The sequence below is a fragment of the Mesoterricola sp. JemC181 genome, from assembly GCF_055384585.1.
The window spans coordinates 1888095-1912646 of record NZ_AP045076.1; the positions used below are offsets into that span (position 1 = coordinate 1888095).

At 70.6% G+C, this 24552-nt stretch carries 21 protein-coding genes; 12 read left to right on the top strand and 9 right to left on the bottom strand.

The window, feature by feature from the left end; all coding sequences use genetic code 11:
- Positions 1–29 precede the first annotated feature (29 nt).
- On the top strand, positions 30–560 hold the full coding sequence (locus tag ACZ5MC_RS08240; protein WP_464517499.1) for a PadR family transcriptional regulator: 531 nt from the start codon (positions 30–32) through the stop codon (positions 558–560).
- On the opposite strand, the gene ruvB is transcribed toward ACZ5MC_RS08240, so the two are convergent.
- Positions 557–1576: a Holliday junction branch migration DNA helicase RuvB gene (gene ruvB, locus ACZ5MC_RS08245; RefSeq protein ID WP_306599844.1), complete on the bottom strand. Its 1020-nt coding sequence runs from the start codon at positions 1574–1576 to the stop codon at positions 557–559. The two genes, ACZ5MC_RS08240 and ruvB, sit on opposite strands and share 4 nt — an antisense overlap.
- Positions 1577–1658: 82 nt before the next feature.
- Between ruvB and ACZ5MC_RS08250 the strand changes: the two genes are divergently transcribed.
- Together ACZ5MC_RS08250 and ispF are read left to right on the top strand one after the other, a co-directional pair.
- Positions 1659–3182 (top strand): sensor histidine kinase, encoded by a 1524-nt coding sequence (locus ACZ5MC_RS08250; protein WP_306599846.1) that lies wholly within the window; start codon positions 1659–1661, stop codon positions 3180–3182.
- Positions 3179–3664, top strand: coding sequence for a 2-C-methyl-D-erythritol 2,4-cyclodiphosphate synthase (gene ispF / locus ACZ5MC_RS08255; protein ID WP_464517500.1), 486 nt, complete (start codon positions 3179–3181; stop codon positions 3662–3664). Before ACZ5MC_RS08250 ends, ispF begins: the two co-directional genes overlap by 4 nt.
- On the opposite strand, the gene ACZ5MC_RS08260 is transcribed toward ispF, so the two are convergent.
- Entirely contained in the window at positions 3648–4115 is a 468-nt protein-coding gene (locus ACZ5MC_RS08260) for an Hsp20/alpha crystallin family protein (protein WP_306599848.1), read from the bottom strand. The genes ispF and ACZ5MC_RS08260 overlap by 17 nt on opposite strands.
- Before the next feature lie 236 nt (positions 4116–4351).
- On the opposite strand from ACZ5MC_RS08260, the gene ACZ5MC_RS08265 reads away from it, so the two are divergent.
- The gene (locus ACZ5MC_RS08265; RefSeq protein WP_464517501.1) at positions 4352–7444 is read left to right on the top strand and encodes a sensor histidine kinase; all 3093 of its coding nucleotides are present in this window, start codon (positions 4352–4354) and stop codon (positions 7442–7444) included.
- Here ACZ5MC_RS08265 and ACZ5MC_RS08270 read toward each other — a convergent pair.
- On the bottom strand, positions 7428–8801 hold the full coding sequence (locus ACZ5MC_RS08270) for a CCA tRNA nucleotidyltransferase (protein ID WP_306599851.1): 1374 nt from the start codon (positions 8799–8801) through the stop codon (positions 7428–7430). The genes ACZ5MC_RS08265 and ACZ5MC_RS08270 overlap by 17 nt on opposite strands.
- Positions 8802–8810: 9 nt before the next feature.
- Positions 8811–9800 carry an HAD family hydrolase gene (locus tag ACZ5MC_RS08275; RefSeq protein WP_306599852.1) on the bottom strand — a complete coding sequence of 330 codons (990 nt, stop codon included), beginning with the start codon at positions 9798–9800 and terminating at the stop codon, positions 8811–8813.
- A 65-nt stretch (positions 9801–9865) separates the two neighbouring features.
- On the opposite strand from ACZ5MC_RS08275, the gene ACZ5MC_RS08280 reads away from it, so the two are divergent.
- On the top strand, positions 9866–10906 hold the full coding sequence (locus tag ACZ5MC_RS08280; RefSeq protein WP_464517502.1) for a cysteine desulfurase family protein: 1041 nt from the start codon (positions 9866–9868) through the stop codon (positions 10904–10906).
- Between the two features lie 28 nt (positions 10907–10934).
- Positions 10935–11786 carry an ABC transporter substrate-binding protein gene (locus tag ACZ5MC_RS08285; RefSeq protein WP_306599854.1) on the top strand — a complete coding sequence of 284 codons (852 nt, stop codon included), beginning with the start codon at positions 10935–10937 and terminating at the stop codon, positions 11784–11786.
- Here ACZ5MC_RS08285 and ACZ5MC_RS08290 read toward each other — a convergent pair.
- Positions 11764–13872 (bottom strand): hypothetical protein, encoded by a 2109-nt coding sequence (locus tag ACZ5MC_RS08290; RefSeq protein WP_464517503.1) that lies wholly within the window; start codon positions 13870–13872, stop codon positions 11764–11766. The two genes, ACZ5MC_RS08285 and ACZ5MC_RS08290, sit on opposite strands and share 23 nt — an antisense overlap.
- A gap of 87 nt (positions 13873–13959) precedes the next feature.
- On the opposite strand from ACZ5MC_RS08290, the gene ACZ5MC_RS08295 reads away from it, so the two are divergent.
- Positions 13960–15138, top strand: coding sequence for a class I SAM-dependent rRNA methyltransferase (locus tag ACZ5MC_RS08295; RefSeq protein ID WP_464517504.1), 1179 nt, complete (start codon positions 13960–13962; stop codon positions 15136–15138).
- Here the strand turns inward: ACZ5MC_RS08295 and ttcA are convergent.
- Both ttcA and ACZ5MC_RS08305 read right to left on the bottom strand, forming a co-directional pair.
- Positions 15135–15950, bottom strand: a complete 816-nt coding sequence (gene ttcA, locus ACZ5MC_RS08300; RefSeq protein ID WP_306599857.1) for a tRNA 2-thiocytidine(32) synthetase TtcA — start codon at positions 15948–15950, stop codon at positions 15135–15137. The genes ACZ5MC_RS08295 and ttcA overlap by 4 nt on opposite strands.
- 6 nt (positions 15951–15956) lie before the next feature.
- The gene (locus tag ACZ5MC_RS08305; protein WP_306599858.1) at positions 15957–16466 is read right to left on the bottom strand and encodes an Rrf2 family transcriptional regulator; all 510 of its coding nucleotides are present in this window, start codon (positions 16464–16466) and stop codon (positions 15957–15959) included.
- A 200-nt stretch (positions 16467–16666) separates the two neighbouring features.
- Between ACZ5MC_RS08305 and ACZ5MC_RS08310 the strand changes: the two genes are divergently transcribed.
- Positions 16667–17053 (top strand): nuclear transport factor 2 family protein, encoded by a 387-nt coding sequence (locus tag ACZ5MC_RS08310; protein ID WP_306599859.1) that lies wholly within the window; start codon positions 16667–16669, stop codon positions 17051–17053.
- A 1-nt stretch (position 17054) separates the two neighbouring features.
- Here ACZ5MC_RS08310 and ACZ5MC_RS08315 read toward each other — a convergent pair whose 3' ends face one another.
- Together ACZ5MC_RS08315 and ACZ5MC_RS08320 are read right to left on the bottom strand one after the other, a co-directional pair.
- Positions 17055–18224 (bottom strand): hypothetical protein, encoded by a 1170-nt coding sequence (locus ACZ5MC_RS08315; RefSeq protein ID WP_464517505.1) that lies wholly within the window; start codon positions 18222–18224, stop codon positions 17055–17057.
- Positions 18225–18309: 85 nt separating this feature from the next.
- Positions 18310–19140: a sulfurtransferase gene (locus ACZ5MC_RS08320; RefSeq protein ID WP_306599861.1), complete on the bottom strand. Its 831-nt coding sequence runs from the start codon at positions 19138–19140 to the stop codon at positions 18310–18312.
- Between the two features lie 122 nt (positions 19141–19262).
- Here ACZ5MC_RS08320 and ACZ5MC_RS08325 point away from each other — a divergent pair, with 122 nt between their 5' ends.
- The 4 genes from ACZ5MC_RS08325 to ACZ5MC_RS08340 are packed head-to-tail and all read left to right on the top strand — an operon-like array spanning position 19263 to position 23894.
- The gene (locus tag ACZ5MC_RS08325) at positions 19263–21020 is read left to right on the top strand and encodes a two-component system sensor histidine kinase NtrB (RefSeq protein ID WP_464517506.1); all 1758 of its coding nucleotides are present in this window, start codon (positions 19263–19265) and stop codon (positions 21018–21020) included.
- 1 nt (position 21021) lies between these two features.
- Positions 21022–22164 carry a hypothetical protein gene (locus ACZ5MC_RS08330; RefSeq protein WP_464517507.1) on the top strand — a complete coding sequence of 381 codons (1143 nt, stop codon included), beginning with the start codon at positions 21022–21024 and terminating at the stop codon, positions 22162–22164.
- 21 nt (positions 22165–22185) lie between these two features.
- Complete coding sequence (locus ACZ5MC_RS08335; protein ID WP_464517508.1) at positions 22186–23631, top strand: methyltransferase; 1446 nt, start codon at positions 22186–22188, stop codon at positions 23629–23631.
- Positions 23628–23894: a GIY-YIG nuclease family protein gene (locus tag ACZ5MC_RS08340; RefSeq protein WP_306599865.1), complete on the top strand. Its 267-nt coding sequence runs from the start codon at positions 23628–23630 to the stop codon at positions 23892–23894. Before ACZ5MC_RS08335 ends, ACZ5MC_RS08340 begins: the two co-directional genes overlap by 4 nt.
- The last annotated feature ends 658 nt before the right edge of the window (positions 23895–24552 follow it).

Genomic DNA, 24552 nt, shown 5'->3' on the forward strand with positions numbered 1-24552 from the left:
ATGCCACAGGATCCGGCTAGAATCGACCCATGACCCGCACCAGCGCCCCGCTCACCCTGGAACTGACCCTCCTGGGGATCCTCGACCGGACCCCCATGCACGGCTACAACCTCTGCAAGGCCGTGCAGGCCCTCGACGGGTTCGGCCTGATCTGGAAGATCAAGCAGAGTTCCCTCTACGCCCTGGTGGACAAGCTCGAGGCCAAGGGGCTCCTTGCGGGGACGCTCATCGAAGGGGAGTCCCACCCGTCCCGCAAGCAGCTGCAGGTCACCCCCGCCGGCCGCGCCGCCTTCGAGGCCTGGGTGGACAGCCCGGTGGACAGCATCCGGAACATGCGCCAGGACTTCTTCGCCCGCCTCTACTTCGCCCGGGGCACGGGGCCCGGCCGGGCGCGGGCGCTGGTGCGGGCCCAGCGGGAGGCCTGCCTCGCGTGGCTGGACGACATCCGCGGCAGGCTCCGGGCCGGCGGGGGGGACCACCTGAAGGCCGTGCTCTCGCACCGGGTCCACATCGTCGAGGCCACCCTGGCGTGGCTGGACGAGTACGAGGCGGGACTCTAGGAGAAGAGGGAGTTCGGCACCGTCTTCAGCCCCAGGTATCCGTAGGCCGCCTCGGTGGCCTTGCGCCCCTGCTGGGTGCGGTCCAGGAAGCCGATCTGCATGAGGTAGGGCTCCACCAGGTCCTCCAGGGCGCCGCCGTCGCTCTCGCCCAGGGCGGCGGCCAGGGTGCGCACGCCCACGGGGCCGCCCCGGAACTTCACGCACAGGGCCTCCAGGTAGGCGCGGTCCAGGCCCTCCAGGCCCAGGTCGTCCACCTCGTGCAGGGCGAGGCAGGCGTCGGCGAGGCCGGAGGTGATGATGCCGTCCCCCTTGACCTCGGCGTAGTCCCGGCAGCGGCGCAGGAGGCGGTTCACGATGCGCGGGGTGCCGCGGCTGCGCCGGGCGATGCTCTCCGCGCCCTCGGGGGCCAGTTCCACGCCCAGCACCTGGGAGCTGCGCCGGGCGATTACGGTGAGCTCCTCGCGGGTGTAGTAGTCCAGGCGGTGCACCATGCCGAAGCGGTCGTGGAGGGGCTTGCTGATGAGGCCGGCGCGGGTGGTGGCGCCCACCAGGGTGAAGGGGCGCAGGTCCACCTTGAGGGTCTGGGCCGACGGGCCCTGGCCGATGAGGATGTCGAGCTTGCGGTCCTCCATGGCGGAGTAGAGCATCTCCTCGATGGGCGCCGCCAGCCGGTGGATCTCGTCGATGAAGAGGAACTCCCCGTCGTCCAGGTTGGTGAGGATGGCGGCGAGGTCGCCCTTCTTCTCCAGCGCCGGGGCCTGGATGACCTTGCAGGCCGAGTTCATCTCGTTGGCCAGCACGTGGGCGAGGGTGGTCTTGCCCAGGCCCGGGGGGCCGAAGAGCAGCACGTGGTCCAGCACCTCATGGCGCCTCAGCGCGGCCTGCAGGGCGATCTCCAGGCGGGCCTTCACCTTCTCCTGGCCGATATATTCCGCCAGGCGCTGCGGCCGCAGCGAGTATTCGAAGGGCTCCTCGGGAAGCGATGGGTCGAGGTCCGGGTTCCTTGCGTGATCCATGGGTAGATTGCCTCACGGCCGGAGAGCCTTGTCTAGTGTCGCCGCGATGGATCCCCTATACTTTGTCCTTCAGGGGGGCCTCGTGCCTGAACGGACGTCCATTTCCATCAGGGACCGGCACGGCTTCGAGCGGGCCGTGCCCGCCCAGAACGTCATGGTGCTCGGCCGCCAGAGCCAGTGCGACGTGGTGCTCTCCGACAGCATGGTCAGCCGCAACCACCTGAAGATCGAGTTCGCCGGCGACGCCTGGTGGGTGGAGGACCTGGGGTCCAGCCACGGCACCTACTTCAAGGACCAGCGGGTCACCCGCATGGCCTGGGAGCCCGGCAGCACCGTGCGCGTGGCGGACGGAGCCTACTACCTGACCCTTCGCGCGGAATCCGCCTTCGCCTCCGAGGTGAACCTCCAGGCCATCCTCAAGACCGCCGGCCTCCTGGCGGGGGACACGGAACTGGACGACCTGCTGGAGCAGACCCTGGACCGCCTCCTGGCCATCTCGGGCACCGACCGCGGCTTCCTCATGCTGCCCGAGAGCGGGGAGCTGGTGGTGAAGGTCCAGCGGAACCTGGGCGCCGAGATGGAGAAGAACATCCACCTCTCCATGAGCAGCGTGCACAAGGTCTTCGAGCAGGGCGACGCGGTGTGGATCCACAACGTGGCCACGGACGAGGCCCTCATGGCCCAGAAGTCCGTCATCAACCTCCAGCTCAAGACCATCCTCTGCCTGCCCCTGCAGGTGCAGGGCGAGCGCATCGGCGTCGTGTACCTGGACAGCCGGAAGATCGTCAGCGAGCCCGTGGACCGGCCCACCTTCGAGGCCATCGTGGCGCTGTGCGCCATCGCCATCGAGCGCACCCGGCTGGCCGAGGCGAACCTGCGCAACCAGGTGCTGGCCACCGTGGGCCAGGTGGCGTCGAGCATCGTCCACGATTTCAAGAACGGCCTGTTCGTGGTGGGCGGCCACGCCCAGCTGCTGGGCGCCACCATCAAGGACGACTACTGCCGGCACCACCTGGACCAGATCCTTTCCGCCGTGGACCGCCTCAGCCGGCTCAGCGCGGACATCCTGGACTACGCCAAGGTGCGCGAACCCAAGCGCGAGACCGTGGAGCTGGGGTCCTACCTGGGTGCCATGGTGGAGCCCCTGCAGCCCCGCGCGGCGGAAGCGGGGGCGGCGCTGCGGTGCGAAGGCGAGGCCTGCCCGGTCAGCATCGACAAGCACCGGTTCGCCCGGGTGGTGGAGAACCTGGTGGCCAACTCCATCGACGCCCTGGAGGGCCAGGAGGCCGGCGAGGTCCGCCTGCTCTGGAAGCGGGTGCCGGAGGGCACCCAGATCGTGGTGCGGGACAACGGCAAGGGCATTCCCAGGAAGGTCCTCAAGCGGATCTTCGAGCCCTTCTTCAGCCACGGCAAGCGCAAGGGCACGGGCCTGGGCATGGCCACGGTGAAGAAGATCGTGGAGGAGCACGGCGGCACGGTGGTGGTGGTCAGCGAGGAGGGCCAGGGCACGGTCGTGACCATCATCCTGCCCGACGCCTCGGGCAGGCAGCCCCAGGGCGCCGTGGAGGATTCCACGGACGAGTTCCGCATCCGGGAGGGGCTGTGATCCGGGTGGGCCAGGGCTTCGACGTGCACCGCTTCGCGGAGCCCAGGGACGGACGGCCCCTGGTGCTCATGGGCTGCCGGGTGGCCCACGACCGGGGCCTCCTGGGCCACAGCGACGCGGACGTCATGGTCCACGCCCTCATGGACGCCCTGCTGGGCGCGGCCGGCCTGGGCGACATCGGCCAGCACTTCCCGGACACGGATCCCGCCTACCGCGGCGCCGATTCCGTCGACCTCCTGGCCGCGGTGATGACCGCCCTGAAGGCCGGCGGATGGAGCGTCGTGAATGCCGACGTGTGCCTGATCGGGGAGCGCCCGAAGCTCGCTCCGCACCGGGATGCCATGCGGGCCCGCATCGCGCCCGTCCTGGGGCTCGCGCCCCAGGACCTCAACGTCAAGGCCACCACCACCGAGAAGCTGGGCTTCACGGGGCGGGGCGAGGGCCTGGCGGCGCAGGCCGTGGTGCTCATCGGGCGAGACTGATCTCGATCTTCTTGGGCTGGACCTCGGGCACCTTGGGCAGCGTCAGGGTGAGCACGCCGTCCTTGAGGTCGGCGGCCACCTTGCCGGCGTCCACGCCGTCGGGGAGGTTGAAGCTGCGCGTGAAGGAGCCGTTGCTGCGCTCGAGCATGAAGACGTTCTCGTGCTCTCCACGCGCGCGCGCCTCACGCTTGCCGGTGACGGTGATGCGGTTGCCGGTGAGGTTGATCTCCACGTCCTCGCGGCGGATGCCGGGCAGGTCGGCCTCGAACACGTAGGCCCCGGGCGTCTCCCGGATATCGAAGGAAGGCGTGAAGGCGGTCTGGAGGTCCAGGTTGAAGTCCAGGTCCCGGAAGGGGTCCCACCTCAGGAAGTTCCTCATGAGGCCGAAGGGCTCGAAGGCGGGGGTGAGGGTGGCGGGGGTGGTTCGGTTGTCGCGGCGATTGAGGTTCATGGAAGTCTCCTTGGGTTGAGGCTGGAAACCACGGCCGGCCCAGGTTCCGGAAGGTGGATTCCAGTGGCGAAGAAAATATGCGTGTTAGCGACTAATGTGTCAAGCCCCCTCCGGCAATTTTTCCTTCCTGAAATTGAGGCGCATGTCCGTTTCATGACAAACCGGCCGGAAGGGTGGGCTAAATTGGGTCAGTGTTCACCTCCCGTGGGGATTTCATGCCGGAAGGCCGTCGATGGTTGGCCAGATGCCTCCTGCTGGTCCTGGCCCTGGCCGGCTGTCTTGAAGCACAAGTCCAGACTTATCGCCACTTCGATGACCGTGACGGCCTTCCGCAGAGCCAGGTGACCGCGCTCCTGGAGGACCGGGACGGGTTCCTGTGGGCCGGCACGGCCGAGGGCGTGGCCCGGCTGGGGGCATCGGGGTTCCAGCCCTTCGGCGCCAAGCAGGGCCTGACCGCCCTGGACGTCACCGACATGCTGCAGGACCGTGCCGGGGCCATCTGGGTGGCCGGCCAGGAGGGCGGCGTGGACCGCATCCTGGGCGGGACCATCAGCCACTTCGGGGCGGACCAGGGCCTGGCGGTCCTCAACGTCAACTGCCTGGTGGAGAACGCCGCCGGCGAGATCCTCGCGGGAACCCGGCTGGGGCTCTACCGGTTGCGGGGCGGCCGGTTCGAGGCCGTGGACCTGCCCGGCGGGTGGAACCGGCAGCCCATCTTCTCCATGGCCGTGGATGCCCAGGGGCGCGTCTGGCTGGGTTCCCTCAAGGACCGGATCGCCCGGTGGGACGGCAATACCCTGGCCGACGGGGTGCTGCCCGGACCCATGACCTCGCGCTTCCGCCGCCTGCGCACGGACGCCTCCGGCCACGTGTGGGCCCTTTGCGCCGATGCCCTCTACCGCCTGGGCCAGGGCCTGACGTGGTTCCAGGATCCCCTGCCCGGACTGGACCGGAAGGTGCGGTTCCGGAACGTCCAGGTGACCCCGCAGGGCGAGCTGCTCCTGGCCATGGACGCCGATGGCGCCTACCTGCGCAGCCCCTCCGGAGTGGGCCGCGTGCTTTCCTACCTGGACGGCCTGCCCCGGGAAGGGGTGGCCTCCGTCCTCCGGGACAGCCGGGGCGACCTGTGGTTCGGCACGGACGGCGCGGGTCTGGTGGCCGAGGCCGTGCCGGGCCTGCTGTGCCTGGAGAAGGACGTGCGCACCGGCATCGGCCTGGGCCTGGGCATCGTGCTCTCCTTCGCGGAGCTCGGCCCGGACCGGATGCTCATCGGCGGCACCACCGGGCTCCACATGTGGGAGCGGGGCCGGGGCGTCACCGGCGCCTGGGACCAGATCTCGGGCCTGCCCAGCAACGTGGTGTGGGGCATCGCCCCGCGCCGCATGGGCGGCGCCTGGATTTGCACCCACAAGGGCCTGGTGATCTGGGAGCGGGGCCGGATCCGCAAGGGTCCCAGGGCCCTGGAGAACGTGTTCGTATCGTCCGTGCTGGTCCACCGGGGCCGGCTGTGGGCCTGCACTTTCGAGCAGGGGCTCGTGGAGATGGACCTGGACGGGACCTTCATCGCCCGCCACCCGGCGCCCGTGGAAGTGGGTGAACCCTCCATCCTCGCCATCGTCCCCCGGGGGGAGGGCCTCCTGGCCGCCACCCGGTACGGCGTATACGCCTTCCAGGACGGCGTCTACCGGCCCGCGCTGCGCGGCACGCCCCTGGGCACCCGATCCATCTCGAGCCTCTACGTGGGCCCCGCGGGCGACCTCTGGGTGGGGACCGGCAGCGACGGGGTCTTCAGCTTTCCCCAGGGCGAGGACGGCCCGTGCGACACCTACACCGAGGCCAACGCCCGGATCCACGGGCGCGTGGGCTGGATCTCCCGCCTGGGCAACGGCGACCTGGTGGTGGGCCACGCCCGGGGCCTCTCCGTCCTGCGCGCGGGCCGCACCGGGCCGAGGGTCATGCAGATCACCCGGAACCTCGGGCTGCTCTCCAACGAGACCTCGGATTCCGCGGTGTGCCGGGACCACCTGGGCCGGCTCTGGATCGGCATGGCGGGAGGCCTGTGCATCCTGGACCCCGCCGCGGACCTGCCCGAGCCGCGCCTGCCCAAGCCGCGGATCCTGGACGCCACGGTGGGAACCCTGGCCTTCGGGCTGCCCGTGAACATCGTCCTGCCCCCCACGCCGGGCACCCTCACCCTGCGGTTCGACGCCGCCAAGCCGCTCCCGCCCGAGAACCCCTCCTACCAGGTGTGGATCGACGGCGCCTGGCGCCAGGTGGAGCAGTCCAGCAACCTCTTCCAGATCGCCCGGCTGGGCCCGGGCGTCCTCTCCGTGCGGGTGCGGGCCAGCGACGGCCTGTCCTGGACGGAGTCGGACACGGTGCGCATCCGGGTCCGGGCGGCCTGGTACCAGACGGCCTGGGCGCGCACGGCCTTCGTGCTGGCCGGGGTGCTGGCGTTCCTCCTGCTGGTGGACGTCCGGATCAGGCAGGTCCGGAGGCGATCCCGCATGCTGGAGATCAAGGTGCAGGAACGCACCGAGGAGCTCACCCTGCGCAACCGCTCCCTGGAGCGGCTCCACCACCAGCTCAAGCGCAGCCTGGAGGGCCGCGTCCAGCTCATGAACACCATCACCCACGACCTGCGGTCGCCCCTGACCAGCATCCTGATCTCCGTGGAGCGGCTGGAGGAGAACCAGGACCTCGGCGGCTCCGGCAAGTCCGCCCTCAAGGTGGTGGCCCGGGAGGCCCAGCGCGTGGAGCGCCTGCTCAAGCACCTCCTGGACAGCAGCAGGGCCGAGAGCCTCACCGACGGCCTCAACTTCCGCGTGTGCCACCCGGGCGAGATCATGGAGGGCCTCTCCGAGACCCTGCGCATGAAGGCCGAGTCCCGGGACCTCACGGCCCGCATCGCCCTGGACCCCATGGGGGACCGCACCTGGATCCTGGCCGACGCCGAGTCCATGCAGCAGGTTCTCTTCAACCTCATCGAGAACGCCCTGAAGTTCACCTCCGCCCCCGGCGAGATCGGCATCCGCTCGCGCCTTGAGCCCCCATGCTGGGTGCTGGAGGTGTGGGACACGGGCCGCGGCATCGACCCCGCCCAGGCCGCGGACCTCTTCAAGCCCTTCAGCCAGGCCCGGGAGGCCGACGCGACCCTGGGCTGGGGTCTGGGCCTGAGCATCTGCAGGACGCTGGTGGAGGCCCACCAGGGCACCATCGAGGTGGCCAGCGCCATCGGGAAGGGCTCCACGTTCAAGGTGTCGCTGCCGCTCGTGACGGCGAACCCGGAACAGGCGCAGGCGGCCGAAGGGCCTACCCGCGTTCCCTGAGCCAGGCTCCGGCGAGGGCCTCGAGTTTTTCCGGCAGGTTCAGGGTGGGGTCGTCCATGACCTTTTCCAGGAGGAACCCCTGAAGTTCCCCCAGCCAGGGCCCGCCCTTGCGGTTCGCCCTGGCCATGAGGGCGCGGCCGTCCAGGGCCAGGGCCTTCACGTGCAGGGGCGGATCGGCCTGGGCCAGGGCCTCCAGGCGCGCCATCACGGCCCGGTGCTCCTCGAAGCACGTCTCGTCCCCGACGCCCTTGCCGGACTGGTCCGCCAGGCGGAAGACGCCCCAGCGCTCCAGGGACAGGCCGTCCTCCCGGAGGCGCTTGAGGAACCGGCGGCAGGCGGGATCGCCCCAGTCGGGGCCGGGATGGGTGCCGTGGTGGGCCACCAGGGCGGTCACGTCCCGGGCGAGGGCGCCCGATGCCCGCAGGCGGGTCAGGATCTCCCCGGCGATGCGCACCGACACGGGCTCGTGGCCGTAGAAGTGGATGTGGCCCTGGGCGTCCTCGGTCTTGCGCGCGGGCTTGCCGCAGTCGTGGAGGAGCGCGGCCCATCGCAGGCCCGGGTCGGGGGGGGTACGGCGCACCACTTCCAGGGTGTGCTCCCAGACGGGATAGGCGTGGTAGCGGTTCTGGGGGCACCCGATCATGGGGAGGAGCTCGGCCAGCCACAGGCCCAGGAGGCCCGTGGAGGCCAGGGCCGAGAGGCCCTTGCCGGGCTGCAGGCCGCACAGGAGCTTGGTCAGCTCGGTCATGGCCCGCTCGACCGAGACCTTTTCCGCCACCTCCAGGCGCCTCGGAATGGCGGCGAGGGTCCCGCGCTCGATGTCGAAGTCCAGCTGGGAAGCGAAGCGGCAGGCCCGAAGGCACCGGAGTCCGTCCTCCTTGAAGCGGTCCAGGGGGTCGCCCACGGCGCGGATGGTGCCCGAGGCCAGGTCCTCCCGGCCCCCGAAGGGATCCACCAGGAAGGCCTCCCAGTCGCCGTCGTCCAGGGCGTGGGCGGGCAGGGCCATGGCGTTGATCGTGAAGTCCCGGCGGGCAAGGTCCTCCTCGAGGGCCACGCCGAGCTTCACGGACTCGGGGCGCCGCCCGTCCACGTAGACCTCGTCGCCCCGGAAGGTGGTGATCTCGAAGCCCCGGGCGCCGACCATGACCGTCACGGTGCCGTGCTGCAGCCCGGTGGGGATGACGCGCAGGCCCGCGGCCCGCGCCCGGGCCGTGACCTCCTCCGGGAGGAGCGCGGTGGCCAGGTCCCAGTCGGGGCTGGGACGGTCCAGCAGGAGGTCCCGCACCGCGCCGCCCACCAGCACGAGCCCGGATTCCGGTCCCAGGGCCTGGTGGAGGGTGCGAAGGAGGTTCCTCATGCATCCATCCTAGTGCGGAAGGTGGTGGGGCGCTTCACCCACCCGCGCCTTCAGGGCGGATTTGCGCTCCTCGACGATCTGGGCGGCGATGCGCTCCACCTGCATCATCAGCCAGTCCGAGGTGGGGCTGCCCTCGCGGTAGTCGGCGGGGCCGTAGTGGTCGATGCGCCCGTCCCGGCGAAGGCGGTCCACCTGCCGCAGGCTCCGGGGGTTGGCCGGGTCGTACACGGCGTAGCCGGTGCCGTGGTTCTGCCGCATCACGGAAAAGGCCGGCACGTCCGAGGGGCCGTCGGCGATGTAGATCATGTGGTGGAAGGGCACCCGGCGGTCCTCGGGGCGCATGGTGGAGTTCACCTCGATGGTGGCGTTCACGTTGCTGCCCTTGTTGATCTCGAAGAGGGCGCGGGTCTTGCTGGTGTTGTCGTAGGCCACGGCGATCTGGGAGATGCCCTGGGTCTCGGGCAGGAGCGCCTCGTAGGTGGGCAGGTCCAGGTCCACGGTGGCGTCGGGGTCGAAGCCCGGCGGGGCCGGGGACTCCAGGAACTCCGAGGCCCAGATGCCCTTCACGAAGGGCTTGATGGCCGAGCCCTCGATCATGGCCTTGAGGCCCGTGGAAACCACGTAGTGCTCCAGCCGCAGTTCGAACCTGCGGGCCTCGGGGTCGTCCTCGAGGCGCCGCTGGATCCGCTCGAAGAAGTCCGGCAGCCCCGGGTGGAAGACGATGCCCCCGCCCAGCTCCCGCAGCCGCGCGTTGGTGAGCCCGGGCATGCGGCCGTGGTGGACGTAGGTCAGCAGGTGGTTCAGGTAGGCCGTGTCCGGGTGGAGGGTCACGTCCAGGCGGGCGAAGAACCCCGGCAGGGCGTTCACCTCCCGCCAGAAGGCCGTCTCGTCCACGCCGAAGGCCTTGAAGATCGGCTCCTGCATGTAGCCGGGAATCAATGTCTTGTCGAAGTCCCAGACCATGGCGATGACGTTCTGGGGATGGAGGGGTGTGGACACGGTGCTCCCGGGGGCTGTCCCTTCGATACTACCTTCGTTGCCCGCAACCCGGCGACAATGACCGGATGGAACGGTTCTACTTCGACGCCAACGCCTCCACGCCCCCCCTGCCCGAGGTGCTCGCCGCCCAGGCCCGGGCCGTGGCCCAGGCCTGGGCCAACCCCACCAGCACGCACCGGGAGGGCCAGCGGGCCCGGCACCTCCTGGAGGAGGCCCGGCGCGTGGTGGCCGGGGAGCTGGGCGCCGCGCCGGGGGAGCTGGTCTTCTGCGCCAGCGCCACCGAGGCGCTCCACCTGCTCGTCCGGGGCCTGCAGCCCCGGCTGGGCAACCGCCCCGCCTGCGTCTTCCCGGGCGAGCACAGCGCCTGCCTGAATCCCCTGAAGGACTGGACCCAGGTGCGCTGGCTGCCCTGCGACACCGCGGGCGCCGCCACCGTGGTGCAGATGGCCGCCAGCAACGAGACCGGGATCCTCTACCCCATGCCCCCGGCGCCCGGGGCGGTGCGGATCATGGACGCCGCCCAGGCCTGGGGCAAGGTGCCCGTGGATCTCACGGCCTGCGACGCCGCGGTCTTCTCCGGCCACAAGATGGGCGGCCCCCGGGGCGCGGCCCTGCTCTGGATGCGCCCGGACCTGCCCTGGACCCCGGTCATGGAGGGCCCGCAGGAGCGCCGCCGCCGGGGCGGAACCGAGGACCTGGCGGCCATCCTGGGACTGGCCGAGGCCGCCAGGGCCGTTCCCGGCCGGGTGCAGGCCAACGCGGACCTGGCGCCCCTGCGCGACCTCCTGGAGGAGGAGGTGCTGGGGTGGTCCACGGACTACGAGGCCCTGGGGCGGGGACGGGCCCGGCTGCCCAACACCAGCGCCCTCCTGCTCCGGGGCCACAACGGGGAATCGGTGCAGATCGCCCTGGACCTGGCGGGCTTTGCCGTCAGCACCGGTTCCGCCTGCCACAGCGGCGCCACCCGGCCCAGCCACGCCGTCACCTCCCTGGGCTACTCCGAGGTCGAGGCGCGCAGCGTGATCCGGGTCTCGATGCTGCCCGGAACGCCGCGGGCCGCCGTGGAGGCCCTCGCCGCGGCCCTGAAGCGGGTGCTGAAGCGCTAGACTGGGGCCATCCACCCTCGGAGGCACCATGCATCGCCGGACCCTGGCTCTCGGGCTGCTGCTCCTTTCCACGTTCCTGGGCGCCCAGCGGCCCGGGAAGGTCATCCTCCTGGCCAGCACCATCGGACCCATCGATTCCGGCATCGTGGGCGCCCTTGAGGACGCCTTCGAGGAGGAGAGCGGCATCCGGGTGCGCCACGTGGGCGCCGGTACCGGCGCCGCCCTGGAGATCGCCAGGCAGGGCAGCGTGGACATCGTCCTGGCCCACGCCCGGGCCCTGGAGGAGAAGTTCGTGGCGGACGGGTACGGCATTGGCCGGGTCCCCCTCATGTACAACGACTTCGTGATCGTCGGTCCCGCGGCCGATCCCGCCGGCGTCCGCGGCATGAAGAACGCCCTGGACGCCCTGCGCACCCTGGCCGCCAAGGGCGCGCCCTTCATCACCCGCGGGGACAACTCCGGCACGCACGTGGCCGAAAGGGACCTGTGGACCAGGGCGGGCCTGAAGCCCGCCGGCTCCTGGTACCGGCTGTTCCCCAAGGGCTCCGAGGGCAACATCGCCACCCTGGTCTTCACCGACGCCCAGAACGCCTACACCCTCATGGACCGCGCCAGCTTCCTGGGCGCCCGCAAGCGCATCAAGCTGGAAGTTCTGGTGGAGGGCGACGAGGTCCTGCTCAACCACATCTCCCTCATCCTGGTGAACCCCGCCACGTGCCCGAAGGCGGACCTCGCCGGCGCCACCGCCTTCCAGGCCTGGCTGACGGCGGCGGACAAGGGCCAGCGGATCATCGCGGACTATGGGAAGGCGACGTACGGGCAGGCGCTGTTCATCCCGGAGTCGAAGGAGTGGAAGGCTAGGGTGCCTTCTCCAAGGTGACTTCGGGAGCCACCGCCAGCTTCACCAGGTTGAGGTAGTCCTTCAGGGTCTGGTAGGTGATCGCGTGGTTGTAGACGGCCAGCGTGCTCACCTTCATCCGGGCGTTCAGGTCCCCGGTGCCGGGGTCCTGGCGCACGTCCAGGATCACCGTGCCCCACTGGGTGGAGCGGGTGGAGTTCACCGGCTTGGCCAGGACGTAGCCCTTGGGCACCTTCACGGTGCTGGTGGCCTCCTGGACGCCCAGCCAGGGCAGGAGGATGGGTTCCATCCGCTCCGCGGGCATCGCCTGGGGCAGGTACAGCGGGGCATCCATGCCGGGGAAGGGGTTGATCTTCAGCGTGGCGCCGGGGGCCAGGGCCAGGGTGCCCGAGGCGACGAGCCCGAGGGGCTGGGCGGGGTCCGCGGCGTTGGCCACCTCCACCTTGGTGGCGGTGAAGCCGCCCTTGCCCAGCTTCTCCCTGAACCAGGCCTCCCGGTCCGCGGGGGCCCGGGTGCCCAGGACGCTGCGGGCCGCCAGTGCCGGCGCGCCCAGGAAGTTGGCCACCAGGGAGGCCTTGCCCTGGCCGGAAGAGGCGTCCACCTCGAAGGTGAAGATGCGGGTGTTGCCGGTGGCGGGCTCGATGCGGATGTCCTGCACGCCGGCCTTCCAGGTGGCGGTGTCGATGGTCACGGCCTTGGTGGACTGGTACTCGATGGGCATCTGGCCGATGGGCAGGAGGCGGTTGGCGGGGTCGAACCAGAGGGTGGGCTGGCCCGGCTCGTCCACGCCCAGCAGGTTGTGGGTGAACTGGAAGGGCGTGCGCACCTCGGGGTTCACCATCCAGAGCCTGCGGTCGGAGACGAGGCCGATCTTCGCGGGGATCCCCTCGTCGGCGAGGAGGTTGAACAGGAGCCTGGCGGCGCCCTTGTTGTCGACGAAGCCCGATCGCGCCATGTAGTTGAGGGACGATACCTTGGCGACGTCCACGTTGTAGGCCCTCGCATCGGTCCAGCCGGAGGCGCCGACGATGCCGTTCCCGGACGAAACGTTGAAGGTGCTTCCCGACTCCATGAAATGGGCGGAACCTTCCTTGACGGCACCCTCGTCCACCGCCCAGCGCGCGAGGGGATCGGGTTTCTCGCCGAACATCAGCTGGTCGATGTTCACGGTCTTCCGGGCCAGGCGCTCCGCGATGGTCCGGGCCTTCTCCCGGGGCCCTCCCGTCAGGTCCTTCCGGAGGGCCTCGGAGAAGGTCCGGTAGGCTTCGCCCTTGGCCACGAACTTCGTGTACCAGTCCTTGTAGAAGAACTCCACCACCTTCTGCCAGTAGTCCATGGCGGGCGCCTTGGTGAGGAGGTTGCCCACGGAGGCGATGGGCTTGAAGACCACCACCTTGGGGACCGGCCGGATCAGCTCGTTGGAGAAGGGCGCGCGGGGGTGGCCCGGGATCTCGCGGATCGTGTAGGTGGTCCCCATGGACGTGGATCCCTCCACCACGTCGAAGCCCGCGGTGGCCGAGAAGATGAGGGGCCAGTACATTTCCTTGGCCCGCTGAACCACCGTGACCTTGGTGGGATAGGGGGAGCCCAGGGTCCAGTACTTGAACGCGCCGAAACGCTCCGGCAGATGGCCCTTGCCGACCGTGGGCATGCGCCGGAACACCGCCGCGCCCACTTCGGTGAGCTCGCGCCAGCGCAGCTCGACCACGCAGTCGCCGGTAAGCCCGGGCGGGACCAGCCCGGTGTCGACCGTCGTGCCGTCGTCGGGGGAGACCGCCTTGCAGGGCAGGAAGTCCTCGCGTCGGCCGATGGGCACGACCCGGCCGTCCGGGAAGGTCACCTGGCCCTCCAGGGAGACGAGGGTGGCGGGCAGGTCCGTGAGCTCGGCGGCGGCGAGCCCCGCCTGGCCCAGGATGCGCACGCGCAAGGTCTGCTCGAACCAGTCCGGCTGGAAGTCCAGCTTGCGCTCCAGGATCACCGCGCCCTTGGCCACCAGGGCGGGGTCCCCGCTCATGGCCCACACCTCCTTGGGGATCGGCGGCCATTTCGCGCCCTGGAGGGGCGAGACGAGCGCGGGAATTAACAGCAGGAGGGCCGCTGGGCGCATGTATTTTCCTTGGGTTGGGGTGAACGCCCCAGCTTCTCATGATTCCTGGACGCCTGCAAAACCTCCCGGGGGAAGTAAGCTGGTGCAATGGAAAAATATTCCCTCCTCCGTCTGAAGCCCGGCAAGGAAGCCCTCCTGTCCAAGCTGCACCCCTGGGTGTACTCCGGCGCCCTGGCCGAACCGCCCGCCTCGCACCTGGTGCGCCTGGCGGACGCCTCGGGCAACGTGCTGGCCGTGGGCACCGCCTCCGCGACGAATCCCCTGGCCGTGCGCATCTTCCGTTTCGATGACGGGCCCCTGGACGCGGCCTTCTTCCGTGAGCGCCTGGGCCGGGCCCTGGAGGGGCGGCGGCTGCTGGGCCTGGACGGCCCCGAGGCCGGGTGCCGGTGGGTGTTCGGGGAAGGGGACCTCCTGCCCGGCCTCGTGGTCGACCGCTATGCCCACGCCCTGGTCATCCAGGTGGGCACCGCCGGCCTGGAGGCCCTGCGCGACATCTGGTGGCCCGTCCTGGTGGAGCTGGCCAAGGCCGAAGGCATCACCGTCTTCGTGGAGCGCAGCCAGGGCGGCCGCAAGGAGGAGGGCCTGGCCCCCGTGAACCGCCTGCTCAAGGGCTCCCTGGCGGGCCCCGTCACGGTCCGCGAAGGCCCGGCCCGCCTCGCCGTGGACCTGCTCAAGGGCCAGAAGACCGGCTTCTTCCTGGACCAGCGGGAGCACCGCCTGTTCCTGGGGCGGATCTCCAGGGGCGCCACCGTGCTCAACGCCTTCGGCTACACCGGCGGCTTCTCCATCCACGCCGGGCTGGGGGGGGCCGCGCGCGTGGCCACCCTGGACATCTCCGCCCAGGCCCTGGACCTGGCCGAGCGGGACTGGGCCGCCAACGGCCTTCCCCCCGAAGCCCACGAACGGATGGAAGGGGACGCCTTCGAGCTGATGCGCGCCCTTCCGCCCGCGGGCTTCGACCGGGTGGTGGTGGATCCCCCCGCCTTCGCCAAGCAGCGCAAGGACGTGGACAAGGCCTTCAAGGCCTACAAGGACGTATTCCGGCTGGGGGCCCGCGCCACCGCCCCCGGAGGGGTGCTCGGGGTCTTCTCCTGCTCCCAGCACCTGGAGCGGGGACGCTTCCAGGAGGCGGCGTGGACCGCGCTGCTGGAGGCCGGCCGCGAGGCCCAGGTGCTGGCCCATCTCGGGCAGCCGATGGATCACCCCTACGCGCTGAACCATCCCGAGGGGTTCTATCTGAAGGGCCTCTGGCTGCGGGTCTTCTAGACCTCCGGAGGCAGCCGCGCGTCCAGGAGGTGCGAGGGCTTGACGTTCTTCATGGCCTTGAGCATCGAGAACTTCAGGTCCGGGATGCTCTCCTTGAGCGTGGCCACCAGGTCCTTGATCTGGGCCCTCCTGGATTCCAGCACGGACGCCCCGCACAGGGGGCAGCCGCAGGGCACGAAGGGGTAGCCCTTCAGCCACGCGAAGCGGCGCAGGTCCTCCTCCTCGCAGGTGCCCAGGGGACGGATGACGGTGTTGCCGCCGTCGTCGCTCACCAGCTTCAGGGGCATGGTGGACAGGCGCCCCTCGAAGAACTGGTTGATGAGCAGCGTCTCGATGAGGTCGTCCAGGTGGTGGCCCAGGGCCAGCTTGTTGAAGCGGTGCTCCTTGGCGTAGGAGTAGAGCACGCCCCGGCGCAGCCTGGAGCAGATGGCGCAGGGGGTGATGTCGGGCTTGCGGCGCACCAGCGTGTCGATGGGCGCGCCCAGGATCACGTGGGGGATGCCCTTGGCCTCGCACACCTCCGCGATGCGGTCGGGGTTGTAGCCGGGAAAGCCGGGGTCGATGGTGGCGCCGTGCACCTCGAACCGGATGGGGGCGCGCCTGCGCAGGGACTCCAGCACGTCCAGCAGGGCCCAGGAGTCCTTGCCGCCGCTGAGGCCAACCAGGATGCGGTCACCTTCCTGGATGAGGCCGAATTCGTGGATGGCCATGCCCACGCGCCGGCGGATGCGCTCCTCCAGCTTGGGGAGGGTCTTGAGGTCCGCTTCGGTGGGGGGCAGGGCGATGCTGGGGAGGGCGCAGGGATTGCTCAATTCGGATCAGCCCAGGGCGGCGCACCGGGGCCGGGCCCCGCTGTCCAGCTGGTCCTGCACGCCCTTGGTGTAGGCGGGGCACGTGCAGTCGGGGCAGGTGTTGCTGTGGCTTTCGACGCAGAGGTCGGCCAGCGAGATGGTGTCCATGAAGTTGGTGATCTGGCTGGAGAGCTGCTTCCACAGCAGCTCGTTCATCTTCACGTCGGCGCGAAGGGCGGACTTCGCCGTGACGGGGTCCTCCTTGGCGGAGGCGTAGAAGCTGGTGTCCGTGAGGCGCAGCACATCGCCCACCGTCACCATGTTGCAGGGGCGCGTGATGATGTAGCCGCCCTTGGGGCCGCGCACGCTGGCGACGATCCCCGCCTTCTTCAGGCGGTTGAAGATCTGCTCCAGGAAGGGCAGACTGAGTTCCTGCCTCTGGGCGATGAGGTGGAGGGGAACCGGCTGTCCGTGGCTGTGGTGGGCCAGGTCGAACAGCGCTTGCATGGAATACCTGCCGCGGGCTGAGATCTTCAAAGGGGCCATCCTGTCCAGACCGACCTAATATACTGTTCCTGATTGATTTGGTCAAGTTTTTCGACAAGTGGCCGAATGTCACGAAGAAGGAAATTCGTCAGAGGGTGTAAACCCTGGGCGTCCTGGACGCACTCATGGTGCAGAACACCTTCGAAAAGGGGGCACCGATGCCCAGAGGCGACTCACGACATATGGGAATCATGCAGCGTTCACTGGGGATGGCCTTCCCGCCTGTCGGGCTGAACGCTTCCGAGGATCCGTCTCCGGCCATCCGCCGGGCCGTGCAGGAGTTCGCCCAGGCCTGGTATTGGGGGGACACCGACGAGATGCTTCGGACCCTGCACCCCGACTACGTCAACCGCCTCGTGACCCTGGGCACGCAGTCGCGTCCCCTGGGCGTGCAGGGCAGCCTGGGCAGCCAGACCCCCCCCGACCGCCGCACGGTGGAGGTGCGCATCCTGGAGGTGCGCAAGGCCTCCGCAAGCGCGGTGGCCGAGCTGTGCGGATGGGTCATCCACCTGCACCTGGCCCGGTCCGCGGGACCCTGGAAGATCGTGAACGCGATGTGGGAGTCCCGGACCGCCTGAGCTACTGGAGGGTGGGCGAGAACAGCTTCAGGTCCTTGCGGCCCGTCTCCACCTTGATGGCGGCGGGGCGGGAGATGCCGGCGGGGACGGCGACCTTGAGTTCGTACCGGGTGGCCCAGAGGTTGAGGGCCTGGGTGAGGCGGGCGGGAAGCTCGTTCTCGAGGCGGAACGTGTTGCCGCCCGAGGCGGTGGCGGCCTCCCCGAAGGGGCCGGTATTGGATTCGCCGATGCCGCCCACGCTGTGGAGGGTGAGGCCGAGGCCGGCGAAGGTGTTCTTCACGGCCGTCCTGGCCAGGGTGACGTCGCGGATCATCAGCTCGGTCTGCAGGCGGCTGTTCATGACGTCGCGTCCGCCCAGGACCTCGTTGCGCCCCAGGGCCTTCATGCCCCCCGCGCTCATGCGGGCGACCTTCTGGGCCCAGATGGGGTTGGCCAGGTCGTCGATCTCGTTGCGGCTGACGACCACCACCTGCGTGCCGGGGGCGTCCTTCGCCAGGGTCCGGGCCATCTTCTCCATTTCCTCCATGGCGGCCGTCACGGTCCTGGTCATGCTCCCCAGCTCCTCGGCGGCATAGTCGCCGATCACGCTCTTGCGGCGGGAGTTGGAGTCCTGGGCCTCGCGGGCCATGGCCCGGCCCAGGCCGCCGGCGAGGAGCGCGTTGACGGCCTCCATGCCTTCCTGGGGCTCGTTGGCGGGGGTCGGCGGGAGGCTGAAGGCGGCGTTCGGGTTCCCCTCGAGCTTGCCGGACCAGGTGCCGGCGGCCAGCGTCAGCGCCTTGCCCCACAGGGAGGGGCGCGTGGTGAAGCCGGGGGTGAGGCACTCCAGGCCCTTGGCGGTGCGCATGACCACCAGCGCGGAATCGGAGGGGGGCAGGGAGGCCATGAAGGTGGCGATGGACTGGAGCACCACCTGGCGGAAGTCCGGGTCGCGCACGGGCAGGAGGACGATGGCCCACCTCTGGCCTTCCTTGCCCACGTCCGCGGGGGTTCGCAGGCTGAGGACATCCGCGCCCTTGCCGGCGATCTGGACCTTCCAGTCGGCGGGCTTCAGGCCCTCGGCGATGCCCCGGGCGTCCAGGGGCAGAACCTTGAGGGTGAGCGTCTCCGCGCCTGCGAGGCCAAGGCAGAGGAGGGGCGTGGCGAGGCAAAAGCACAGCTTGGGGATGCGCATCGGATTTTCCTCTGGGTTCACCGATGAGGATAGCAAGGGGGTCCAGACCCCGGCAAGCGTCCAAATCCGGACGCCCGCCGTTTTTTTACCGGGCGGCCCCCGTGGCGACCGGCAACGGATTTCTGCACCACTCGCTCCAGGAGCCGACATAGAGCGCCGCGCCGCCCAGTCCCGCGGCCTCCATGGCCAGGAGGGTGTGGCAGGCCGTGACGCCGCTGCCGCAGTGCACGACCAGGCGGCCCCGGGGCGTCTCCCCGAGCAGCTCCGCGTACATGCGCCGGAGCTCCTGGGCGGGTTTCATGCGTCCCCTGCCGTCGAGGTTCTCCTGCCAGGGCAGGTTCACCGCGCCGGGGATGTGGCCGGCGACGGGGTCGAAGGGCTCGCTCTCGCCCCGGTATCGCGGGGCGGCGCGCACGTCCAGCACCTTCCAGTCCGGGTCGGAGCGGAGCCGGTCCACCATGGGGAGGTCCGCCATGGGCAGGAGCCACCGGTCCTCGGGATACGGCCTGGCCGGAACGGGCATCGCGCCCGGGGCAGGAAGGCCCTCCTCGCGGCCGGCCTGGATCCCGCCGTCCAGCACCGCGACCCGCTCGTGCCCGAAGGCGCGGAGCATCCACCAGAGCCTGGCGGCGCCGGAGCCCCCGCAGGCGTCGTCGTAGGCCACCACGCTCGTTTCCGGCGTGACGCCCCAGTCGCCCAGCTGGCGCGCCCACGCCTCGGGGGTGGGCAGGGGGTGGCGGCCCCCGCGGGCCGGATCGAACCCCGGGGCGTTCCGGGCGCTGAGGAACGCGTCCAGGTCCGCGTGGACGGCCCCGGGCAGGTGCTCCCTGGCGAAGGCCTCGGCCCCGGGCCGGGCATCCAGGAGGAGATAGGGCGGAACGAGATCGGCGGGCGCCACCACGGGGACTGCGGGCATCTGGGACTCCTGGAGGGCTCTGAATTTTACCTTTGCTGAAATAGGGCTCCCGCGGGGGAGGCACCTGGGGGAATATAATAACCGCCGCCCTCCCTCCCGCCCCCATTCCCGCGAGACGATCCATGACCGCACCTTCGATGCGCAAGCTTGTGACGCCGCCGGCCATGCTGGGGCTGTTCTTCCTGCTCTTCGCTGCGGCCGCGGTGAGCCTGGTCTTCACGGCCGGCACCCACTCGCCCGTCCTGGCGCTGTCCCTGACGGGCATGGCCATCGTGGGCACCATGGGGATCCGCTCCACGGCGGTGCGCGCCCGGGAGGCCGAACTGGCCCTGGGGGAGGGTGAGCGCTACATCGAGAAGGTGGCCGAGCTCAGCCAGGACATCCACGCCATCATGGACGCCGAATCGGGCGCCTTCCTGTACCTGAATCCCGCGGTGGAAGACCTGCTGGGCTACCCCACCGAGGCCTTCATGAAGGGCGGGCGGGACTACTTCTACTCGCTGGTCCATCCCGACGACCTGCCCATCCTCCGCAAGCACCGGGAGGCCCCCGCGCCGCCCCCGCCGGAGGGCGGGGAGGAGCCCATCCTGGAGGAGATCTACCGCATCCGCAACCACCATGGGGCCTGGCGCTGGTTCAAGAGCCGCCGGACGGTCTTCGTCCGCTACGGCGACGGCCGCCCCGCCGAGACCCTGGCGGTGATCCAGGACATCACCCAGCAGCGCTCCTTCGAGTCCGCCCTGGTGCAGGCCCACAAGGTGGAGAGCCTGGGCGCGCTGGTGCGGGGCACCGTCAACGACCTGAACAACACCCTCATGGGAATCCAGGGCTACGCCGAGATCGCCCTCGAAGGCGAGCAGGGCCCGGCGATCCTGCGCGCCAGCCTCGAGAGCGTGCAGGCCAGCATCGGGCGCGCCACGGGCCTCTGCAAGCAGATCCTCTCCTACACCGGGCAGGGCCGCATCCAGATCTCGCCCCACCAGCTCAACGACGCGGTGCGGGAGAGCCTTTCCGCCATCGAGACCCTCGTGCCCGACGGCGCCCACCTGGTTTTGGACCTCCAGAACGACCTGCCCCTGGCCAGCGTGGACCTGACCCAGGCCCGCCACGCCCTGCTCAACCTGGTCTTCAACGCCTGCGAGTCCCTTGGGATCCGGGGCGGCGAGATCACCATCCGCACCTTCATGCGCAGCCTGGGCGGCAACGAGACCGGGGGCCAGGGCCTCCGCGGCGACTTCGTCTGCCTGGAGGTGGCCGACACCGGTCCCGGCACGCCTCCCGAGATCCTGGGCAAGGTCTTCGACCCCCTCTTCAGCACCCTGCACCCGGGCCACGGCCTGGGCCTGTCCACCGTGGAGGACATCCTCAGGGAGCACCAGGGCGCCGTGCACGCCAAGGGCGAGCCCGGCCTGGGCGACTCCACCGTACTCTACTTCCACCTGGCCGAGAAGAACCCCGAGATCGACGAGGGCGACGAGGGAACCCCCCTGGTGGGCGCCTCCGGCGTGCTCCTGCTGGTGGACGACGAGCCCACCATCCGCGCCATCCTCCGCCAGGGCTTCGAGAACGCCGGCTTCAAGGTCATCGAGGGCGTGGACGGGGTGGACGGCTTCGCCTCCTTCGTCCGCCACCGCTCCTCCATCAACGCCGTGCTCCTGGACCTCACCATGCCCCGCATGGGCGGCGACGAGGTGTTCGAGGAGATCCACAAGCTGGCCCCGGAAGTGCCCGTCGTGCTCATGAGCGGCTACAGCCAGGAGGAGGCCACGACCGCCCTCGCCGGCCGAGGCCTCGCGGGCTTCCTGTCCAAGCCCTGCAGCATCAAGGAGGCCCTGGCGGTGGTGAGCCGGGCCCTGGCCGCGGCCCGCGCCGGGGCCTGATTTGGACACCTTCCGCCTCACGGGCCGGATGACCCGGCTCTGCTCCCGCCACTGGCTCCTGCACCGGTTCCTGGATCCCCTCTACCGGCACGCGGAACGCCGCGGCTACGAGCCCCTGGTGCGGGAGAACGCCCTGCGCCTCCTGGAACGGGCCCACGTCGAGCGCCTCACGGGAGGCGGAGAGGCCCCGGAGGCGGCCGTGGAGGCCCTGGACCGCTTCGCGGTCCTCGCGGACCGGGGCGACCCGGACGCCGCCTACCAGGTGGCCGAGGCCCACAGGACCGGCTTCGGCCGGCCCCGGAACCACTGGAAGGCCCTCGAGCACTACCGGATGGCCGCGGACCTGGGCCACCCGGAGGCCGCGGCGCGGCTCCGCAAGCTCCAGGACGGGGAGCCGGTGGAGGACGCGTCCTTCGAGGCTTTCGGCCGCCAGGCCCTGCTCAAGGCCACCTACGCCCCGGACCGGGGCCGGCGGCGCGCCCGGTCCCTGGCGGAAGGCGCCCGGGAGCTGCGCCGGGAAGGCGTGGGGCACCGCGGCGCGGTGGCCGTGCTGGGCATCGCCCTGGCCCTCCTCGGCTACCTCGCCCTGGACATCTACTTCTTCGGCATGGGCGCCTGGAGGCCGGATCCCGGCCGCGTGGTGTGGGGCCTCTTCGGCAAGATCCACCCGCCCAGGAGCAGCGGCGTGGGCCGGGTGCTGCCGGGCTGGCTCCGGCCCGACGCGCGCAGCGTCACCTTCGACGTGGCCGACGTCATCCACGAGCGGTCCGGCTCCTACCGGCTGGGCGACTTCCGGGGCAAGGTCGTGTACCTCCACGTGGTGGACGGCCACCACCCCACGGTGCACGAGGCCGTGCCCTGCCTGCGCGCGCTGGACGGGCGCCGCAGTCCCGATTTCGAGTCCTTCATCCTCTACATCCCCGCCGTGGAGCGGGTCAAGGACGTCCACTTCGCCATCCAGTGGGCCCTGGAGATCGCCCCCGCCGTGGCCCCCAACGCCAAGGCGGTGCGGCCCCTGGGCACGGTGTCGATCTTCCCGGCCAACTTCGTCATCGACCGCCAGGGGCGGATCCGCCAGCGCTGGACGGGCTTCAGCGAAGCCATCACGGAGGAGGCCATCAAGGGGGCCCTGGCTGAAAAATGAAAGGCAGGGTAGCGTCTTCCCATGACCTTCACCTTCGACCCTGAATCCGCGGACTGCTCGGGCGCCCTGGCGCGGCTGGGCGCCATCGGGTTCACCGAGGCCGCCGTGGCGGAGCGGCTCGGCCTGGAGGACCTGAACGACCTCCAGTGGAAGGCGGCGCCCATCTATCGGCAGGCGCGCCTGGCGGAGCGGGATCCCCTGGCCTCGGCTATCGACCTCTTCGTCCTCCAGGGCGCCCTGGAGGCCCGGGAACTGGGCCGGCTCTTCGACCCGGAGGCGCAGGGCGCCCTGGTGCGCGCGGGGCTCCTGGCGCGCGCCGGAGCCCAGGTGCGGGCCCGGGCCTCCGTGTACCCCGTGGGGTCCCGCCTCGTCGTCTCGGACCACGCGTGGGTCGACGGCGGCGCCGTCCCCCGCGACCAGGTCATGTACGTGGGCACCGACAGCCGCTGGCTGGCGCGCGCCACGGTGCGCCGGCCCGTGGCGGCGTCCCTGGACCTCTGCTGCGGGTCGGGCATCCACGCCCTCCTGGCGGCCTCCCACGCCGGGACCGCCACCGCGGTGGACATCAACGCCCGAGCCGTGGCCTGCACCGCCTTCAACGCCCGGGCCCTGCGCCTGGCCAACCTGGAGGCCCTCCAGGGCGACCTGTACGCCCCGGTGGGGGACCGGCGCTTCGGGCTGATCACCGCCAACCCCCCCTTCGTGCCCGCCCCCGCCCAGGAGGTGGACTACCGGGACGGCGGGCCCAGCGGCGAGGACGTCCAGCGGCGCATCGTCGAAGGTCTGCCCCGCCACCTGGCCCCGGGCGGCCTGGCCCAGATCGTGACGGAGCTCGGAGAGCGGGAGGGTGAGCCCCTGGAGGACAGGCTGCGCCTCTGGCTCGGCGGCGCCCCCATGGACGTCCACATCCTCCGCCTGCGCGTCCACCCCGCCCAGGTGTACGCGATCGGCCACGCCGTGGGCGACGACAACGCCGCCTTCCTCGCCTCCGTGGGCCGCTGGCACGCGAACCTGCAGGCCCAGGGGTACGACCGGGTGGTCTCCGTGCTGCTGGCCTTCCAGTGGAGCGACGATCCGTGGACCCGCGTGGACGAGGCCGTGGCCCCCTCGCGCGACGCCGGCGCGGAGGTGGAGGCCCTGTTCTCGGCCGAGCGCCTCGCCCGGGACCCGTCCCTCCGGGACCGCCTGCAGCGGGGGCGCGTCGTCCTGGCGGGTCCCGTGGCCCTCCTGGAGGCCCGGGCCCTGGGCATGCGGGTGCCCCCCACCACCCAGGCCCGCCTCGCCGCCCAGGCCATGCCCGTGGAGCACATCCTGGCGCCCCTGGAGCGGGACCTGCTGGAGCGCCTGGACCCCGGCGCCGCCGTGGCGGACCTCCTGGCCGCGGCCGCCTCCGCCGGCATCCCCGCCCAGGCCGTGATGGACGCCCTGGTGGCCCTGGTGCACAAGGGCCTGGCCCGCCCCGCATGACCACCTGGCACCTCTACCTCCTCCAGTGCGGCCGGTCCATCTACACCGGCATCACCACCGACGTGGAGGCCCGGTGCGCGGCCCACGCCGCCGGCAAGGGCGCCAAGTTCACCCGGGGCCGCGCGGGCCAGAAGCTCCTCTTCCAGGCCCCCGTCGGCACCCGCAGCCAGGCCACCCGCATGGAGCGGGCCGTCAAGCGCCTCTCCCACCAGGGGAAGCTGGACCTGGCCGAAGGCCGGGAGCCCCTGCCCGAGGTGGAGTGAGGGGACGGGTCATCGAGGAAACTGGAAAAGATGGGATGTCTGGTTCTGGACCATATTCCAGGATGTCCACCGGATGCAGCATTACTCGGATATTCACCGGATTGGGCTCCGGGGCGGCTGGAAGGGCGGCGGGAAAGGCGGCCGTGGAACCGGCCAGGGACGGAGCACCGGTGGCGGGCAGGGGCGGGGAGGGAAGGGGTCCAGATGGGGGAATTCCCGGATGGGGCCGGGGGAGCCGCCGGTGATCGAGAGGGCTTCGGATTCGCGGAGGGGACGCATGGGGCCTCCATGGAGGGCTCTGGACCTCAGGATGGGCCGGGCCGCTTTCCAGGCCAGGGCGGCGGCGACTTCCGTCCGGGTTCCGCCGGGATTAAGCACGGACCTCAGCCTGAGATCCACTGAGACGGATTTGTCCGCGGTTTCCATTTTGGGTTCTGCACGGATTACTTGTTCTCGACAAACCCAAGATGCCACGAGTTCACGGGTGCCGACCTGTTTCCCGATGAATCCGGAGAACCCCAACGAAGAGCCTATCGCCGAGTCGCCGAGGCAGCCGAGGATCGCCGAAGAATAAAAAAAGATCTTTTCCCGGCGAACCTCGGCCCCTCGGCGCCTTGAGATGGGCTTTTCGTTTCAAGTTGTCTGAATGAAGGGGGTC

Bases quoted from the DNA above. Each gene is read 5' to 3' on its own strand.
- ACZ5MC_RS08260 (WP_306599848.1), bottom strand. From the start codon at position 4,115: ATGAACCTCAATCGCCGCGACAACCGAACCACCCCCGCCACCCTCACC.
- ACZ5MC_RS08335 (WP_464517508.1), top strand. From the start codon at position 22,186: ATGACCTTCACCTTCGACCCTGAATCCGCGGACTGCTCGGGCGCCCTG.
- ruvB (WP_306599844.1), bottom strand. From the start codon at position 1,576: ATGGATCACGCAAGGAACCCGGACCTCGACCCATCGCTTCCCGAGGAG.
- ACZ5MC_RS08280 (WP_464517502.1), top strand. From the start codon at position 9,866: ATGGAACGGTTCTACTTCGACGCCAACGCCTCCACGCCCCCCCTGCCC.
- ACZ5MC_RS08325 (WP_464517506.1), top strand. From the start codon at position 19,263: ATGACCGCACCTTCGATGCGCAAGCTTGTGACGCCGCCGGCCATGCTG.
- ACZ5MC_RS08290 (WP_464517503.1), bottom strand. From the start codon at position 13,872: ATGCGCCCAGCGGCCCTCCTGCTGTTAATTCCCGCGCTCGTCTCGCCC.
- ACZ5MC_RS08340 (WP_306599865.1), top strand. From the start codon at position 23,628: ATGACCACCTGGCACCTCTACCTCCTCCAGTGCGGCCGGTCCATCTAC.
- ACZ5MC_RS08285 (WP_306599854.1), top strand. From the start codon at position 10,935: ATGCATCGCCGGACCCTGGCTCTCGGGCTGCTGCTCCTTTCCACGTTC.
- ACZ5MC_RS08295 (WP_464517504.1), top strand. From the start codon at position 13,960: ATGGAAAAATATTCCCTCCTCCGTCTGAAGCCCGGCAAGGAAGCCCTC.
- ACZ5MC_RS08320 (WP_306599861.1), bottom strand. From the start codon at position 19,140: ATGCCCGCAGTCCCCGTGGTGGCGCCCGCCGATCTCGTTCCGCCCTAT.
- ACZ5MC_RS08270 (WP_306599851.1), bottom strand. From the start codon at position 8,801: ATGAGGAACCTCCTTCGCACCCTCCACCAGGCCCTGGGACCGGAATCC.
- ACZ5MC_RS08240 (WP_464517499.1), top strand. From the start codon at position 30: ATGACCCGCACCAGCGCCCCGCTCACCCTGGAACTGACCCTCCTGGGG.
- ACZ5MC_RS08310 (WP_306599859.1), top strand. From the start codon at position 16,667: ATGCAGCGTTCACTGGGGATGGCCTTCCCGCCTGTCGGGCTGAACGCT.
- ACZ5MC_RS08315 (WP_464517505.1), bottom strand. From the start codon at position 18,224: ATGCGCATCCCCAAGCTGTGCTTTTGCCTCGCCACGCCCCTCCTCTGC.